This window comes from Psychrobacillus sp. FSL K6-4615, assembly GCF_038008225.1.
In the GTDB taxonomy this organism is placed as follows: Bacteria; Bacillota; Bacilli; order Bacillales_A; family Planococcaceae; genus Psychrobacillus; species Psychrobacillus psychrotolerans.
In genome coordinates this window covers 1,194,381-1,212,309 of record NZ_JBBOYQ010000001.1, presented here as the reverse complement: position 1 = coordinate 1,212,309, position 17,929 = coordinate 1,194,381, and the positions used below count along the sequence as shown (strand labels likewise).

Annotated in this window: 16 protein-coding genes; 3 read left to right on the top strand and 13 right to left on the bottom strand. The window is 37.4% G+C overall.

Annotation, left to right across the window (positions count from 1 at the left end; translation table 11 throughout):
* Window positions 1-16 precede the first annotated feature (16 nt).
* The gene (gene rpoZ / locus MKX53_RS05685) at window positions 17-241 is read right to left on the bottom strand and encodes a DNA-directed RNA polymerase subunit omega (protein WP_093535248.1); all 225 of its coding nucleotides are present in this window, start codon (window positions 239-241) and stop codon (window positions 17-19) included.
* 1 nt (window position 242) lies between these two features.
* Window positions 243-863 (bottom strand): guanylate kinase, encoded by a 621-nt coding sequence (gmk, locus tag MKX53_RS05680; protein WP_340764399.1) that lies wholly within the window; start codon window positions 861-863, stop codon window positions 243-245.
* Window positions 864-1,110: 247 nt separating this feature from the next.
* Between gmk and MKX53_RS05675 the strand changes: the two genes are divergently transcribed.
* Window positions 1,111-2,796 (top strand): Rqc2 family fibronectin-binding protein, encoded by a 1,686-nt coding sequence (locus MKX53_RS05675; protein ID WP_340909771.1) that lies wholly within the window; start codon window positions 1,111-1,113, stop codon window positions 2,794-2,796.
* A 731-nt stretch (window positions 2,797-3,527) separates the two neighbouring features.
* On the opposite strand, the gene MKX53_RS05670 is transcribed toward MKX53_RS05675, so the two are convergent.
* The gene (locus MKX53_RS05670; RefSeq protein ID WP_093535254.1) at window positions 3,528-4,364 is read right to left on the bottom strand and encodes a YitT family protein; all 837 of its coding nucleotides are present in this window, start codon (window positions 4,362-4,364) and stop codon (window positions 3,528-3,530) included.
* A 99-nt stretch (window positions 4,365-4,463) separates the two neighbouring features.
* Entirely contained in the window at window positions 4,464-5,366 is a 903-nt protein-coding gene (locus MKX53_RS05665; protein ID WP_340909769.1) for a LysR family transcriptional regulator, read from the bottom strand.
* Window positions 5,367-5,625: 259 nt separating this feature from the next.
* On the opposite strand from MKX53_RS05665, the gene MKX53_RS05660 reads away from it, so the two are divergent.
* Both MKX53_RS05660 and MKX53_RS05655 read left to right on the top strand, forming a co-directional pair.
* Window positions 5,626-5,898 carry an alpha/beta-type small acid-soluble spore protein gene (locus MKX53_RS05660; protein WP_340909766.1) on the top strand — a complete coding sequence of 91 codons (273 nt, stop codon included), beginning with the start codon at window positions 5,626-5,628 and terminating at the stop codon, window positions 5,896-5,898.
* Window positions 5,899-6,052: 154 nt separating this feature from the next.
* The gene (locus MKX53_RS05655) at window positions 6,053-6,823 is read left to right on the top strand and encodes a hypothetical protein (RefSeq protein WP_340909765.1); all 771 of its coding nucleotides are present in this window, start codon (window positions 6,053-6,055) and stop codon (window positions 6,821-6,823) included.
* A 141-nt stretch (window positions 6,824-6,964) separates the two neighbouring features.
* Here MKX53_RS05655 and hprK read toward each other — a convergent pair whose 3' ends face one another.
* The 9 genes from hprK to MKX53_RS05610 form a co-directional block, all read right to left on the bottom strand.
* Window positions 6,965-7,888 carry an HPr(Ser) kinase/phosphatase gene (hprK, locus tag MKX53_RS05650; RefSeq protein WP_340909763.1) on the bottom strand — a complete coding sequence of 308 codons (924 nt, stop codon included), beginning with the start codon at window positions 7,886-7,888 and terminating at the stop codon, window positions 6,965-6,967.
* A 457-nt stretch (window positions 7,889-8,345) separates the two neighbouring features.
* A complete protein-coding gene (pyrE, locus tag MKX53_RS05645) occupies window positions 8,346-8,978 on the bottom strand; it encodes an orotate phosphoribosyltransferase (RefSeq protein WP_340909761.1) in 633 nt (210 codons plus the stop codon).
* A complete protein-coding gene (gene pyrF / locus MKX53_RS05640; protein ID WP_340909759.1) occupies window positions 8,975-9,685 on the bottom strand; it encodes an orotidine-5'-phosphate decarboxylase in 711 nt (236 codons plus the stop codon). The genes pyrE and pyrF overlap by 4 nt, the downstream gene beginning before the upstream one ends.
* The gene (locus MKX53_RS05635) at window positions 9,682-10,596 is read right to left on the bottom strand and encodes a dihydroorotate dehydrogenase (protein WP_340909757.1); all 915 of its coding nucleotides are present in this window, start codon (window positions 10,594-10,596) and stop codon (window positions 9,682-9,684) included. Before MKX53_RS05635 ends, pyrF begins: the two co-directional genes overlap by 4 nt.
* The gene (locus MKX53_RS05630; RefSeq protein WP_340909755.1) at window positions 10,593-11,369 is read right to left on the bottom strand and encodes a dihydroorotate dehydrogenase electron transfer subunit; all 777 of its coding nucleotides are present in this window, start codon (window positions 11,367-11,369) and stop codon (window positions 10,593-10,595) included. Before MKX53_RS05630 ends, MKX53_RS05635 begins: the two co-directional genes overlap by 4 nt.
* Entirely contained in the window at window positions 11,366-14,563 is a 3,198-nt protein-coding gene (carB, locus tag MKX53_RS05625; protein WP_340909753.1) for a carbamoyl-phosphate synthase large subunit, read from the bottom strand. Before carB ends, MKX53_RS05630 begins: the two co-directional genes overlap by 4 nt.
* Complete coding sequence (locus MKX53_RS05620; protein WP_340909752.1) at window positions 14,556-15,656, bottom strand: carbamoyl phosphate synthase small subunit; 1,101 nt, start codon at window positions 15,654-15,656, stop codon at window positions 14,556-14,558. The genes carB and MKX53_RS05620 overlap by 8 nt, the downstream gene beginning before the upstream one ends.
* A complete protein-coding gene (locus MKX53_RS05615) occupies window positions 15,653-16,933 on the bottom strand; it encodes a dihydroorotase (RefSeq protein WP_340909751.1) in 1,281 nt (426 codons plus the stop codon). The genes MKX53_RS05620 and MKX53_RS05615 overlap by 4 nt, the downstream gene beginning before the upstream one ends.
* Before the next feature lies 1 nt (window position 16,934).
* Window positions 16,935-17,813, bottom strand: a complete 879-nt coding sequence (locus MKX53_RS05610; protein WP_340909750.1) for an aspartate carbamoyltransferase catalytic subunit — start codon at window positions 17,811-17,813, stop codon at window positions 16,935-16,937.
* Window positions 17,814-17,929 lie beyond the last annotated feature (116 nt).

The following is a 17,929-nucleotide window of genomic DNA, read 5'->3' as shown; positions in this document are numbered from 1 at the left end:
TTGCTAACAAAAATATTTAAACTTCGTCTTCATAAACTACAGAATCATTTGATGATAATATAGTTAACTCACCAGCTGCAACTTCCTCTAACGCTCTTCCTACTTTTTTATAGGACACATATGAAGTTAGACGTTCTCCGCCTTCTTCTTGTAACTGACGAGCTCGCTTGGATGCGACCGTCACTAAAGAATATTTTGAATCGATTTGCGTTTTTAAAGAATCTACAGATGGATATAACATATTAAATTTCTCCTTCCAGCATAGCTGAATATCTTTTTTCTACACGTTCACGACGACAATGTTCGGCTACGACAATTGCATTAATTTTCGCACATGCTTTAGACACTTCATCGTTTTCTACTACATAATCATATAAATGCATCATTTCAAGCTCTTGTCGTGCAGCTTGAATACGTGAACTGATGACATCTTCTGTTTCCGTTCCTCGGCCAATAAGTCTTTGTTGGAGTTCAGAAAGGCTTGGAGGCGCAAGGAATATAAATAAAGCTTCTGGAGCTTTCTCGCGAACAAGCGCTGCTCCTTGAACTTCAATTTCCAAGAAAACATCGCGTCCCGAATCTAACGTAGCATTCACATAGTCGATAGGAGTTCCATAATAATTCCCCACATATGCTGCATACTCTAACAATTTACCTTCTTCAATCAATTGTTCAAATTCTTCTTTTTGTTTAAAGAAATAATCTACTCCGTCTACTTCACCTTCACGAGGGCTTCTTGTAGTCATAGAAATAGAGTACTCATAGTTTGTACCGGGTTCGGAAAACAACTCTTTTCTAACTGTCCCTTTACCTACTCCTGATGGACCTGATAAAACGATCAATATACCTTTTTCTCTTCGCATAACGTCTCCTTCAAATACAGTCATACTACAACGACTTCTTCCAATTACATACTTAACTGATTATAACACAAGTGTACTGGAAAATGATAAGATATATTAGATAAGTGCAAGCGCCGATGCTTTAGAAGTCGTCTAATTTAGTGACGTCGTGTCACAACGAAATAACTTTAGACACTAGGTGCTCGAGCTCGACATATAGAAGGCGCACGCAGCACAATAAAAATAATGATTTGAAAGAGGAGTACTTATGGCATTTGACGGTTTATTTACTATATCTATGACAACAGAATTACAACAACTCGTGTCCGGACGTATTTCTAAAATACACCAGCCCAATTCACAAGAGATATTAATGCATATTAGAGCTCAAGGTAAAAATTACAAACTTTTGTTCTCAGTTCATTCATCTTATTCACGCGTACAAATTACACACGAAACAATTGACAATCCAGCCCAACCACCACTATTTTGTATGGTATTGCGTAAGCATTTAGAAGGTGGAATTATTACTGGAATTCATCAACATGAAAGTGATCGAATTATTATTTTCCAGATACAAAGTAAAAACGAAATCGGTGATGATATTTCCCGTGAAATTCATATGGAAATAATGGGACGTCACAGTAATTTACTTTTAGTAGATCCAACTCGCAATTTAATCTTAGAAAGTATAAAGCATCTCTCTCCTTCTATGAATAGTTATCGTACTATTTTACCAGGACAGCCCTATATTGCTCCTCCTTCTCAAAACAAGCTGAATCCACTCGATGTTTCAGAAAAACTAGAAGCAGTACTTAAATCGGCTAATGATTCGGAAGAAATTATGGATCAAATTTCTGGTTTTTCTCCATTACATGCGAAGGAAATCATGTATAGATTCCAAAGTTCAACGGATAGAGTGGAGATTTATAAGGAGTTTATCCAAGAGATTACGCATGGTGGCTCTACAAAACAAATTGTAGAAGTAAATGGAAAATCCTATTATTCACCAAATGCATTAACTCATTTGGAAGGCGACAAATTTGATGAAGCAAGTTTAGGTAATTTATTGGATCGGGTCTATTTTGCAAAAGCAGAACGCGACCGTGTGAAGCAGCAAGCAGGAGATTTAGAAAAATGGCTTCAAAACGAATTAAACAAATTGAAGTTAAAAATGAAAAAACTCCAAAAAGACTTTGAACAAGCAGAGAACTTAGAAACTTATCAACTATTTGGTGAGCTAGTCATGGCAAATGCACATGCGATTGAAAAAGGATTAAAAGAAGTAGAGCTAGTAAATTATTACGATGAAAATGAAAAAACAATTGTGATTCCTTTAGATGTCCGAAAAACTGCTACGCAAAATGCACAAAAGTATTATAGCCGTTATACAAAAGCTAAAACTGCATTATTAAAAATAGAACAGCAATTTGAAATTACCAAAGATGATATTGCTTACTTTGAGTTGCTGCTCCAACAAGTAATGCAAGCCTCTCCAACTGATATTGAAGAAATTCGAGAAGAGTTAATGGAGCAAGGATTACTGAAAATGCGCGCTTCGAAAAAGAAGAAAAAGCCCGTTAAGCCAACACCAGAAAGATTTATCGCCTCGGATGGTACCGAGATATCGGTCGGCAAAAACAATAAACAGAATGATTTTGTAACTTTTAAATTAGCTCGTAAAACGGATACATGGCTTCATACAAAGGATATCCCTGGATCCCATGTAGTTATACATTCAGAGAATCCGTCAGAACAAGCACTATTAGAAGCGGCAAATCTTGCAGCATATTTTAGTAAAGCACGCGAATCTTCCTCAGTTCCGGTAGATTATACCGTAATTAAACAAGTGAAAAAACCAAATGGGGCAAAACCTGGATTTGTCATCTATTTTGAACAGACCACCTTATTTATCACACCGGACGAAGAAAAGATTAGAAATATGAAGAAGTAGAAAGATGTTAATCTCTAAAAAAAGCTAAAAGAAAGGTCTGTTGGAAGTAAATCTTTACTTCTGTCAGACCTGTTCTTTTTTTATAGTTAATAATTTTAATCTTTTTCGCATAACTAGAAAACCTTTTCGAAATAATTCTGTATTAGCTACAATCTCTATGATGATTGCTTCTAACAAAGCGATAGTGAACACGACTAGAAGTAAAAAAATAGCTACTTTATCGAAAATGCTCTCGAAGGAGTTTGGGTACGATATAAATTTTAGCCTAGTGTAAAAAAAGATTGAACCAAAACCCAAAGCAAAAACAGGGATATATTTGAATAAGTTCTTTGATACCTTTTCCCCTATATAGTAAGTTATTATAGCAATGAGACACATTAGAGTTAAACATACTAAGATTGCAATCTTAAAACTCATATTGAACACCTCTTTCCGAAAACAAGAAAATATTTTTGTTTACTAAAGACAAAATAGCCTTTACATACCATATTCATAATATAAGCGGATAATACACTTCCTATAGAGTAAGAATTTTAATTTTCAACCTTTCAGAACCATAAGATGAACATTCTCCTATAGACTCAATACAAGCTTAACCAAGATATAAATAATTTAGTCTTTACTTGTTCATACCAAACATTATATGGGAAATATCAATACCAATGGAAAAGGCCACTTGATGCGTTAACATCAAGTGGCCTTTAAAATTATAACCCAAATCTTCTTTTATTTTAATTGACACTAAAACTACTACCTAATACATCGCGGACTTCGTGAACAACAACGAACGCATTTTTATCTACGCTACTGACAGTTTGCTTCAGCTGTACTAGTTCAGGTTGGTTTATAACAATATAGAGAACTTCTTTTTGGTTTTGACTGTACCCGCCTCGACCTTCTAGAATTGTTACACCACGCGACATATTGGACACTATAAATTGGCGAATCTCCTCCGAATGTTCAGAGATAATTGTCACTGCAGTTCGACTATTTAATCCTTCAATTACATAGTCAATCACTTTTGAACCTAAAAATACGGCAACAAGCGTGTACATTGCTTTTTCCTGTCCAATGATAAATACAGATCCCGCAATAACAATAATATCAATAACTAAAACACCTTTTCCTAGACTCCATCCTAAATACTGATTGGCTAAACGAGCTAAAATGGCTGATCCTCCGGAAGTTCCGCCTGCTCTGAACATTAAACCCAGACCAAGACCTACAAACACACCAGAGAAAAGAGCAGCTAGCAATGTATCGCCATTCAATTGATGACCTACATCTTCTGTTAGAAACAGAAACAAAGAAGAAAAAACAATTCCAATTACTGTATATATCATTGTCTTTTTGTCAAAAAATTTATAACCAATAGCCAAAAGGACCGCATTAATCATCAGGTTGACAACCCCTGGTGACCATTCAAATAGATAATAGGTAATTACCGTTACCCCAATTACCCCGCCTTCGGATAATCTGTACGGAATTGCAAAATAGTTAATCCCAACTGCGAATAACAATGATCCAATAATAATTAACAATATTTCTTTCATACGTTGTTGTGCCATATTATGTATATCCTCCTACGAATAACCAGGCAAAAATTCTACTCTATCCCTTTTTACAGGCTGTAATCCTCCACGGATGGAGGTTTCACTCTATGTAGTTTACTGTCGGTCTTCCGACTCCCATTTCTTTGCGTGCTTCTCGATTATTTCTATTAATTTATTCATTGCTGGGGTAAGCCATTTATCTTTGTGATACGCTAATTGAGTAGTCACAAACTCATCACTGTGCAGCCAAGGTAAAGCAACTAAGCTGCCTCGTTCTAGTTCTTCTCTCACCGTCATCAAAGGGAGATAGGAAAGACCTAATCCACACTTCACTGATTGTTTAATAGCTTCGATATTCCAAAAAGCTATTCGTGAACAACCAACACCCTCCTCTTTAATCCATCTTTCTAGCAAATCGCGATAACTTCCAGTCTCTGTTAAAAGTAATACTTCATCTTCCAAGTCGTTTGGAGTTATCATCGCTTTACCACATAATCGATGTCCTGCAGGCGCAATCATTACCAACGTCTCTCTTACTAAATCACTCGTAACAATGTCAGGTCCTAATTTTTCAGGATTTGTAAATAAAGCCAAGTCAAATTTCCCAGATTTCAACTCATTATTAAGCTCCTGACTTTCGGAAGGTTGTAATATAAGTTGGACTTTCGGATACAGCCTTTTGAATTCATATAAAATAGTTGGCAGTCTATATACCATTAAAGATTCATTTGCTCCGATCAATACTGTACCGGAAGGCTCTGTATTTAATCGGGAAGAATCGACCGCTTCCTGATAAAGATGTAATATTTCCTTTGCATACGATGCTAAATGGTTCCCTGTATCTGTTAGAACAACTGTTTTTCCTAGCCGGTCAAAAAGGCGATTTCCAACAGCCTCCTCCAATGCTCTTACATGATTTGTAACTGTCGACTGTGTGTATCCCAACTGCTCACCAGCTCGAGTAAATCCTCCACATTCAGCTACAACTAAAAAGGTCTTTAGATTGCGAAGTTCCATAGTCAATTCCCCCATACGAATAATATTCCTCATATTGTATAGGAATCCTATTTAAATGGCGATATTTTTTACCGCCAAATGATATTATAGTATCTTTTTCGATATTAATGAAATTAATTATATTAATTAAAATCATTTAAAATATTAGGGTGAGGTGAATTCCTAGTTATTTAAATATAATTCTTTATGCATCGGGCATTATCTTTAAAAGAATAAGCTTTCCTTTTGCGGAAAGACTACCAAAAAGGAGTGAAACAAAATGGCGCAAAAAAATAAAATACTAGTACCTTCTGCACGTGAGGAGTTAGATAAATTAAAGTTGCGAGTTATGAAGGAGCAAGGTTATAAGCTAAAAAGCAATAATCCGGACGATGTAAAATACGAAGTTGCAGATGAATTAAGTATTCCCTTAAATAATGGATATAACGGTAAACTGACTTTAGCACAAGCAGGCAAAATTGGTGGACCAGTTGGTGGGAGTATGGTGAAAGAAATGGTAAGAATGGCGCAAAATCAAATGAAGAAAAGATAATTCCCTCTATCGATAAGGAAAACAATTCAATAGCATAAAACCTGTAGATGGGGGGATTATAATGCTGAAACAGATAAGATTAAATTAATTATCTGTTTTTTGACATTAAAATATTTCCCGAGAAATAAAAAATGAAAAGAGGAGGTCATGACAAATGGCATTTAACCAACAAAACCTTAGTCCAGGAACAGCTTTCTTTCGGTTCATGTTAGGTTCAGTAATGACCACTTATGGAACTGTACGACTTTTACATGAACCTAAAAGCAGAAGCGGGAAGATGCTCGTCCTTTTTGGTTCTATGAAAGCTGCTGAAGGAGCAACAAAGTTTTGTCCGACGAAAGCGATTGGTACGGTGATGGATAATTTAGCAAATGAAAATGCTAAATCAGGTGCACAAGGATCTCAAACAGGACAATATGCATCAGGTGGGAATACTGACAACCAGCATGGTGGAATCATGCAAATGGTTGGAAGTCTTGCACAAAAACTAACAAATGCTAATTCGTCTCAAAATACTTCTGGCTCACAGAACGTAGGAGGGAATCAGACTAGCAATTCAGCTGATCAAAGTAATATGGGGAGTAATTCATCATCAATCAGTAACCTCGCTCAAACTATTGCCCCTCAGTTAAGTCAAGCAGTCAAAGAAGTAACGAATATGGCAAGTTCACAACAATCATCAGGTACTAAAAATGAGCAAAAACAAGCTTCCGGAACTAGTGAGGGAAGTAGCAAGAAAAATGCTACATCAAGTGGAAACAACTCAAAATCAGCTTCTAGTACTAATAATAAGCAAGCTGCTCCCGCAAAAGCAAACACTGATACAAACGGGAAATCTAACAATTCGAATATAGACTCATCCATCATAGTAGAAGTATCGAAATCAAGTCATAAGAATTCAACTACACCAAACATTCTACAATAAGCAATATTTGACTATACTTTCTTCAAACTGAAAACGTGCTCAGTACCAGTCGAAAACTTCGAGTGACTACATAGCACGTTTTCAGTTATCCCATCAAGTATTACAGTCCTATTGCTAAAATGATGTAACCAACAATTAATATTAACCTTCCTCTTCAAAATCTTCCTCTAATCGCTTTACAAACTCTTCTGCAGCACTATATCCTTGCTGTTTTAAATACCAATTATTTGCCGCTGCCTCAATAAGTCCCGCAACATCACGACCAGGTTGTAATTGGATTTGCATATGTGGTATTTGAACACCCATATAATCTATAAATTTTGTTTCTAATTCTAATTCATTATTTAATGTATTGCTTTCCCATTTAGTTAACTCAATATCTAATGCGATTCGAGTTTCCTCTTGAAATGCAGTGCGGCCATATAGGCGGACTACATTCAACAAACCAATACTTCGTAGCGCCAAAAATTCTTTGTTTTTCTCATTATGGGAACCTAAAAGAGTCTGTGGACTTAGCTTTTTTAACACAACGATATCATCTGCTACTAGCCTATGGCCACGCCCTATTAGTGTATGTGCTGTTTCACTTTTACCGACACCAGATTTCCCCCGCAACAAAATGCCCATACCAGATACATTCACACAAACACCATGAATTGAAATCTCTGGAGCCATCGCTTTTACAACAAATGCATCTAGTTTTGCACTTACTGCGCTTGTAGAATCAGGAGTGCGCAATAGTGGGATATCATTTTCTACACAATATTGTATTAGACCGGGAGGCTCGGCCTGGTTGGAGGTAATTATTATACAAGGTGGATCGTATTGAATAATGTTACCTATACGTAACTTACACTCTTCAATCTGGAGTGTGTGTAAATAATTTATTTCATTTTTCCCTAGGATTTGAATATGTTCCGTTGCTATAAAATCGAACTTGTCCATAAACTCCAAGCCTGGACGTCGAACTTTTGTTTTCTTTACTCCCCGATGGAATTGATTGTGACCAGATAAAACTTCTAGAGAAAATCTATTCACAAGGTCCATCACAGTTAAAATTTTCATCGCTTACACTCGCTCTCTCCATATCATTAACTCATCATATAACAAAAATAAGTGCATAACTATTCATTTCTAGTTTGATGAAGGTCTACATTTCCCATCCAACTCTTAAATAACAGTGCCTTATCTCTAAGCCAATCGCAAGTATTAAAGGAATGGCAACTACTCTGCGGTCTGCAAGAATTATTCTAAACGCTTACAGTCATCTAGAATAATCATATCTTTTCTATATAGATTACGAGCAGTATATTGTATTGTAAAATGCTTATTTATAAATTCAAGCCAAAAACTCCAACCTCGGTCTGTATGTGATGGAAACGGAATACTATGTAATTTTTGCTCACAATACCCTTAACAAAAAGCCTTCTAAATATACGAGTAAGTATAGAATTAGTTTCAAGTTAAAATTGTCTATAAGAAAACGATCCCTCTTTTGTAGAGAGATCGTTTACAACCTAGTCTATTGTAGTAGTCCACTTTTTAAATCACTATGCCATTTAGCAAGCATAGGAATATCTTCTTCCTTAATCATTCTTGCTTCTTTTGCAGCAGTTGTTAAAGCATCGTAATTTGTTAAACTGACGAACGAAATCCCTGCTTCTTCAAATGCATGATCTGCTTTTAGTAGTCCATAAGTAAAAATACTAACAACACCTAGTACTTCTAGACCCTCTTTTTGAAGGGCTTCAACTGCCACTAGACTGCTTCCACCTGTCGAGATTAGATCTTCAATGACTACTACTTTTTGTCCTGCGACTACTTTACCTTCAATTTGATTGCCACGACCATGTTCCTTTGCTTTTGAACGTACATACATCATCGGAAGTTCCAGTACATCACTCACCCAAGCAGCATGGGGAATCCCCGCAGTTGCCGTACCAGCTACTGCTTCAGCTCCTGGGAAGTTTTTGTCGATGGCTTCTGCTAATCCCTGAGCAATTTCTTTTCGAATAGCAGGTGATGACATCGTAATACGGTTATCACAATATATTGGAGATTTAATACCAGAAGCCCATGTGAATGGATCGTTCGGTTTTAATGCAACTGCACCAACTTCTAGAAGTGCCTTGGCAATTTTGTTTTCTAAGCTCATGCATTTTCCTCCCACATTTTTAAAATAGTTTCATATGCTTGTACTGGGTCATTCGCTTTTGTTATTGCACGACCTACCACAATATGAGAAGAACCAAAGATTCGAGCATTCGCTGGAGTTGCAACACGTACCTGATCATGCGCTTCTCCTTCTGCTAAACGAATACCAGGAGTAACACGTAAAAATCCTTCACCACAGACAGATGCAATTTTCTTGGATTCTAAAACGGAGCATACGACTCCATCTAGCGCTGCCGTTTTAGCTAGCTCTGCATAATGAACAACTGATGCGTCTATCGTTGTTTGTACCAGCTGTTCTTGCTGCATTTGCAATTCAGAAGTGGATGTTAGTTGCGTTACAGCAATAATAGAAGGTCTTTTACTGCCAGCAGCGGTGCCAGCATCTAATCCTTCACGCGCTGCAATCATCATTGCTACTCCACCTGCCGCATGCACATTCACCAAATCTGCTCCTAAACGAGCGAGACCTTTCATCGCATGCCCTACTGTATTTGGAATATCATGTAGCTTCAAATCAAGAAAAACATCATGACCCATCTCTTTTAGTTTATACACAATAGAAGGCCCTTCTTGTAAATATAATTCCATCCCTACTTTTACAAATAATGACTTCTCAAATGGAGTGAGAAATTGGTATGCATCTTCTGCAGAAGCAAAGTCTAAAGCAATAATTGGACTGTTTTTCATAGTCGATGGCTCCTTCCAACTAAATCTGTTACGGTGTTAAATCCTAGTTCATCTAATTTTGCTGGAAGCTGTTCGATTAAATTAGGACAAATGAATGGATCAACAAAGTTTGCTGTTCCTATCGCAACCGCACTTGCTCCTGCCGATAAGAAATCCACGACATCATCAATGTTAGTAATACCACCCATTCCAATAATGGGGATAGACACTTTTTGGGCTACATCATAAACCATACGAAGTGCTACTGGTTTAATAGCTGGACCGGAAAGACCACCAGTTACATTTGCAATTACTGGACGACCAGTTTTAGTGTCTAAGCGCAATCCTAATAATGTATTAATCATCGTAATACCATCAGCTCCGCCTGCTTCTACCGCTTTTGCAATTTCTCCAATATCCGTTACATTTGGAGATAGCTTCACATATACAGGGACAGAGGAAACAGCTTTTACAGCTTTTGTTAACTCCTCGGCAATAAGAGGATCTGTTCCAAATGTAATTCCCCCTTGCTTCACATTTGGACAAGAAATATTTAGCTCAAGAGCATGAACATTTGGTGCTTGAGAGATTGCCTCTGCTACCGTGACATAATCTTCTGTAGTATAGCCTGCAACATTTGCTATAATCGGCACTTCGTATTGTTCGAGCCAAGTCAGTTCATTTTCTAATACTTTCTTTAGGCCTGGATTTTGCAGGCCAATTGCATTTAACATTCCTGACGGCGTTTCTGCCACACGTGGTGTAGGGTTACCTAATCTTGTTTCAGGAGTTGTAGCCTTTATCATAATGGCACCTAATTGCGATAAATCATATAACTTCGCATATTCTTTACCAAACCCAAAGCAACCAGAAGCTGGCATGATTGGATTTTTCAAAGAAAGACCTGGTAAAAGGGTAGCTAATCTATTCATACTCGAACAACTCCTGACGGGAACACTGGACCATCTGAACAAACCTTCACATAATCAGCCTCTATTTTTTCTGTTGTATTGCAAACACAAGCAAAACATGCCCCTATTCCACAACCCATACGTTGTTCAAAAGATAAATAACCTTCTTTTTCTGGGTATAGTTTTTCTAGAGCAGCTAGCATCGGTGTTGGTCCACAGCTATAGTAAACTGCAAAATCATCTTCTAGCTTTTCTAACACATTTGTTACGTATCCAGTAGAGCCATGGCTACCGTCCACTGTTACAATATAAGTTTCTCCAAGTTCTTGAAATTGTTTTTCAAAAAAAACAACATCTTCCGACTGAAATCCTAATACATGAATAGGCTTTACACCTTTTTCCACTAGCCTTTTAGATAGTTCAAATAGAGGTGGCACACCAATTCCGCCACCTATTAGCAAAGCCTTTTGACCCACTTCTACTTTATCAATCGGAAAACCATTTCCAAGGGGTCCAAGTACATCCACTTGGTCCCCTGGTTTCTTTTCAGAAAGAAGTGTAGTCCCTCTGCCTTCTGCGCGGTATATCATTGTAAATTCTAAAGTTTTTTCATTTATAGATGAAATACTTATTGGTCTTCTTAGCAAAGGTTCCATTTGATCAGACACTCTTAGATGGACAAATTGTCCTGGTTGTTTCATATCCAGTACTAACTGTCCAGTCAATGTGAGTTCAAAAATGTTCGTCGCAATAGCACTTTGTTTTACGACTTGCATTTGTTCTTGTCTAATCATGCTTTTACCTCCTGATGTTTCATCGTTTCAGTTGAGAATGTCATTGACTCAATGACACGCAGCATTGCTTCTGCAGTATCTAATGAAGTTAAACAAGGGATGCCATTTTCAACGGATTCTCTACGAATACGGAATCCATCACGTTCTGGCTGCATTCCTTTTGTTAACGTATTAATGATAAATTGTGCTTCCCCTTTTTGAATTACATCTAGTAAAGTAGTTCCTTTTGAACCTATTTTATCAACGATATCTACTGGAATCCCAACATTTTTAATTGCTTCAGCAGTACCTTGAGTAGCCATAATGCGAAATCCTATTGCATAGAATCTTTTCGCAATTTCGATACCTTCTGCTTTATCTTTATCTGAGATAGTCATTAGCACTGTGCCATGATCTTTAATCTCCATACCCGCTGCTACTAAACCTTTATATAATGCTTTTTCAAGCGTGATATCTTTGCCCATTACTTCGCCAGTAGATTTCATCTCAGGTCCGAGTGTAATGTCTACACGACGAAGTTTCGCAAAACTGAACACTGGTACTTTTACATATACACCTGGGCTAGTTGGAGCAAGTCCTGGTGTATAACCTTGTTCTACAATTGATTGACCTAAAATCGCTTTTGTTGCGATATTCGCCATCGGAATCGATGTGATTTTACTTAAGAATGGTACAGTACGACTTGAACGTGGATTTACTTCAATAACATAAACCTCATCTTTTGAAATAACATATTGAATATTCATCAATCCAACAATTTTCAATCCTTTTGCAAGTCTTGTTGTGTAATCTACCAATGTATCCATCTGGTATTGCGAAAGCTTCTGTGGCGGATACACAGCAATTGAGTCACCAGAATGGACTCCTGCACGTTCAATATGTTCCATGATTCCTGGTATTAACACATTTTCACCATCACAAATTGCATCTACTTCTATTTCTGTTCCAGTTAAGTAGCGGTCAATCAAAACTGGTTTTTCAGGACTTGCTTCCACCGCATTCTCCATATAATGTTTAATCTCATCTTCGGTGTAGACAATTTGCATGGCACGCCCACCAAGTACGTATGAAGGTCTCACTAATACTGGGTATCCTATTTCATTGGCAATGGTCGTTGCTTCTTCTACAGACACAGCAGTTTTTCCGAGTGGCTGTGGAATATCTATTTCATGAAGAGCTGCTTCAAACTTATTACGATTTTCTGCACGATCAATGTCCTCTAGCGTTGTACCTAAAATTTTCACGCCTCTTTCTTCCAGCCCAGCAGCTAGGTTGATAGCTGTTTGTCCTCCAAATTGAACAACTACCCCTTTTGGCTGCTCTAAGTCTACGATGTGCATAACATCTTCTAATGTGAGTGGTTCAAAATATAATTTATCTGAAATGGAGAAATCGGTTGAAACTGTTTCAGGGTTATTATTAATAATAATTGCCTCATAGCCCGCTTCTTTAATCGCCCATACAGAATGTACAGTTGCATAGTCAAACTCAACCCCTTGACCAATACGGATCGGTCCTGACCCTAACACAATCACACTTTCCTTTTCCGTACGAATAGATTCATTTTCCTCTTCATATGTTCCGTAAAAGTAAGGTGTTTCAGACTCAAACTCCCCTGCACACGTATCGACCATTTTATAAACTGGTACAATTCCATTTTCTTTTTTAAATTTATAAACTTCTAATTCAGTTACATGCCAATATTTCGCAATAGTTTTATCTGCAAAGCCCATACGTTTTGCTTTATATAACACTTCTTGATCGAAAGGATTTGCTTGGATTACTTGTTCGTACTTTACAATATTTTGAAGCTTGTTTAAGAAAAATTGATCGATCTGACTCCACTCATGTATCGTTTCTACAGATACTCCACGGCGGAGTGCTTCTCCTATAAAGAATAATCTTTCATCACCCGCACGACGAATACGTTTTTCCATCCACGCATCTGTAATTGATTCACTATTTTTCATTTCGATATGGAAGTGCCCAGTTTCCAGTGAACGTACTGATTTAAGAATTGCTTCCTCAAATGTACGTCCTAAAGACATTACTTCTCCAGTAGCTTTCATTTGTGTTCCTAGATTACGTTTTGCCGATTCAAATTTATCGAATGGCCATCTAGGAATTTTGGCAACAATATAATCCAATGCTGGCTCGAAGCAAGCGTAGGTTTTTTGGGTAACTGGATTCATCATCTCATCCAACGTAAGACCAACAGCAATTTTAGCGGCAAGTTTTGCAATTGGATAGCCAGTTGCCTTTGATGCCAATGCAGAAGAACGGCTAACTCGTGGGTTCACTTCAATAATATAGTAATTGAAGCTATGTGGATCCAGTGCTAACTGTACATTACATCCACCCTCAATTTTAAGTGCACGAATAATTTTTAAAGATACATTTCGAAGCATTTGGTTTTCTCGGTCCGACAATGTTTGTGTAGGAGCAACAACAATTGAGTCCCCAGTATGGATCCCAACAGCGTCGAAGTTTTCCATATTACATACAACAATTGCATTATCCGCAGAATCACGCATTACTTCATATTCTATCTCTTTATATCCAGCAATGGATTTCTCCAGTAAACACTGTGTAACCGGACTATATTTTAAACCACTTGTCACTATTTCAGCTAAATCGTTATCGTTATAACAAATACCCCCGCCAGTTCCACCCATTGTAAATGCCGGACGGACAATAACTGGATAACCAATTCGCTCAACAAATGCTTTTGCTTCTTCCAGATTATGAATAATATCGCTATCGGGAACTGGTTCATTTAATTCATTCATCAACGTTCGGAATAAATCTCTGTCTTCCGCTTTGTGAATAGCTTCCAGTTTTGTACCTAATATTTCAATTCCTAGTTCATCTAAAATGCCGGACTCATCGAGTTCAATTGCCATATTTAGTCCAGTTTGTCCCCCAAGTGTTGGTAAGATGGCATCTGGACGTTCTTTACGAATGATTTTACTAACAAATGGTAACGTGAGAGGTTCAATATAAACTTTATCTGCAATTTCTGTATCTGTCATAATAGTTGCAGGATTTGAATTCACTAAAATAACACTATAGCCTTCTTCTCTTAGTGAGATACATGCTTGTGTACCCGCATAATCGAATTCCGCTGCTTGGCCGATTACAATTGGACCAGAACCTATTACTAGTATTGTTTTTATATCTTTACGTTTAGGCATGTGAACTCTCCTTTTTGCTTTCAGCATTCATTAGTTCAATAAACTCATCAAATAGATGTTTTGAATCTTCTGGTCCCGATGATCCTTCTGGGTGGAACTGAACACAGAATACTGGGAATTTAGTATGTCTTACTCCTTCAACCGTGCCATCATTTAACGCTATATGTGTTATTTCTAAATCTGTTTGTGCGATGGAATCTGCATCAATTGCATAACCGTGATTTTGAGAAGTTAACTCTGTTCTTCCAGTTCTGAGATCTTTTACTGGGTGATTTCCTCCGCGATGTCCAAATTTTAACTTGAAGGATGTAGCGCCACTTGCAAGTGAAATAAGTTGATGTCCAAGGCATACTCCGAAAATCGGCACTTTCCCAATAATTCCTTTGACCATTTCAATTGCTTCTGGAATATCAGTTGGATCTCCAGGTCCGTTAGATAGCATGACACCATCAGGGTACATACCTAGAATTTCAGTTGCTGATGTATTATAAGGGACAACAATAATATCGCAATCTCTTTTATTTAGCTCTCTTAATATGCCGTGTTTCATACCAAAGTCCACAAGTACGACTCTCTTTCCTCGTCCGGGACTTGGATATGGACGAGTTATAGAAACTTGTTGTACTACATTTTTGGGGATTTCCGTAGCGAGAAGTTCTTTTACAACTTGATCCACATTCACTTCTTCACCAGCATTTGTAAGTCTGCCTTTTAGAGAACCATGCATACGAATAATACGAGTAAGCTTTCTCGTATCAATTCCTTCAATTCCAGGAACGTTTCTCCCTTTTAAAAATTCACTCAAAGTACCTGTACTTCTGAAATTTGAAGGTTGTTCCGCAAGCTCTCTTATAACCACTCCGGAAAGACCTATTTTAATAGCTTCAAAATCATCAGGATTTATACCGTAGTTACCAACCATTGGATATGTAAACGTCAATATTTGTCCACAGTTAGAAGGATCTGATATAGATTCTTGATAGCCTGTCATGGCAGTTGTAAAAATCACTTCACCAATTGTCCCTGCATCACTACCAAATGCATTTCCCTTAAACACCGTACCGTCTTCTAATATTAAATATCTTGTTTTCATATTTGTTCCTCCTGCCATACGATTTCTCCGTTATACATTGTCAGTTGTGGCCAACCATTACAATCCCACCCGTTAAATGGTGTATTTTTTCCTTTAGATATAAATGTTACTTTATCTATTTTTTGTTCTTTTTTTAAGTCTATTAAAACCAAATCCGCTGGTGCTCCTACTTCAAGCTTCCCGAACTCAAATCCGAATACTTTGGCTGGTTTAATAGTTAGGTAATCCAATAGTTGCTGTAATGTCCACTCACCAGGTTTTACGAAGTGAGTATATAATAATGGGAATGCTGTCTCTAAACCGACAATTCCGAACGGCGCTTTTTCAAATCCATTTGATTTTTCTTCTTCTGTATGAGGAGCATGATCAGTGGCGATAAAATCTAAAGTTCCATCTACTAACCCCGCTCGTAGTGCCATCATATCTTCTTTAGCTCTAAGTGGTGGGTTCATTTTCCAAATTGCTTCATCAGATGGAATATCATCCTCACAAAGTATTAAATGATGAGGACTTACTTCCGCTGTTACGTGAATACCTGCTTTTTTAGCGTCTCGTATTACTCGTACAGATTCTTTTGTACTTACATGACATACATGATAATGAGCCCCTGCTGCTTCTGCGAGTAAAATATCACGCGCAATATGTACGGATTCTGAAACTGATGGGATCCCCTTCAATCCAAGCTCTTCACTTCGTTTTCCTTTATGCATAACTCCACCGTAGATTAACGAGTTATCTTCACAATGCGCAACAATTGGAATATTAAATTTCGCAGCTTCTTCCATTGCTTCCAGCATTGTACCTGCAGCTTGAACACCAACACCATCATCTGTTAAAGCAAAGGCTCCAAGATTTTTCAACGATTTAATATCTGTTCTTTCTTTACCTGCTTGTCGAATAGTAATAGAACCATATGGCAAGACACGTACAAGTGCGTTTTTCTCTACTAAATCTAAAACATGTGAGAAGTTTTCGGCTGTATCAGGCACTGGTCTTGTATTTGGCATAGCACAAATAGTTGTATAGCCCCCTTTAGCGGCAGCATTCGTTCCTGTTTCTATCGTTTCCTTCTGCTCTCCACCTGGCTCACGTAAATGTACATGAACATCAATAAACCCTGGAGAGAGCAAGAGACCCTTACCATCTATTTGTTGTGCTACAGTTGATGTGACATTGGCTCCGATTGCAGCAATCTTACCATCTTCAACTAAAACAGCAGTCGTTTCAAATTCCCCTTCATTGTTAACTATTTGAACGTTTTGAATAATTTTCGTCATGTTATTCTCTCCCTTTCAAAATCATTTCAATGACAGCCATGCGAACAAAAACACCGTTTTCCATTTGTTTAAAGATTCTTGATCGATTACATTCAACTAATTCAGTGGCTATTTCCACATCTCTGTTAAATGGTGCTGGATGCATGATAATTGCACTTTTGTTCATTTTTTTCTCTCGTTCTAGTGTGAGACCATACGCTTTGTGATATTGCTCTTTAGAAAATATTGTCTTCCCATCATGTCTTTCGTGTTGAACACGAAGCATCATGAGAACATCACTATCTTCTATTACCTCGTCGAAATTAATAAATGCTTCGAATTCTCCTTGCCATTCTGGTGGACATACAAATCGGACTTGTGCGCCTAGTCTTGTAAGTGCATCTGCATTTGATCTGGCAACACGACTATGGCTAATATCCCCAACAATTGTTATTACTTTATTTTGCAGGGTCCCAAACTCTTGCCAAATAGTATAAATGTCCAAAAGGCTTTGAGTCGGATGATTTCCTGTACCGTCTCCCCCGTTAATAATTACAGGTTTTACTTTTCCAACGAGTTCCTCAAAATAATTATTTTGTTCATGCCTAATTACTAATACATCTAGACCGATAGATTCTAAAACTTTTACTGTGTCATAAAGTGTTTCCCCTTTAAGGGTGCTGGAGAATCCAGCATCGAATGGAAGGACCTCTAGATTTAACTTTCTTTCTGCCATTTCAAAACTCATCTTCGTTCTGGTACTAGGCTCAAAAAACAGATTTGAAACCATGTAATTATTCCTCAAAGTTGAGGAAGTGCCATCATGAAACGCTTTTGTTTGATTTAATATGGAAAGTATTTGATCTGTCGATAATTCTTTCATTGATACCAAATTTTTCATTTAACATCTACCTTTCTTTCCCACCAAGCATTTTTTGATAATATCCAAATAATAGGAAAACCTCCTCGAAAAAGTCTCGAGAAGGTTCGTTTAAGCATAGACAAGTAGCAGGATCA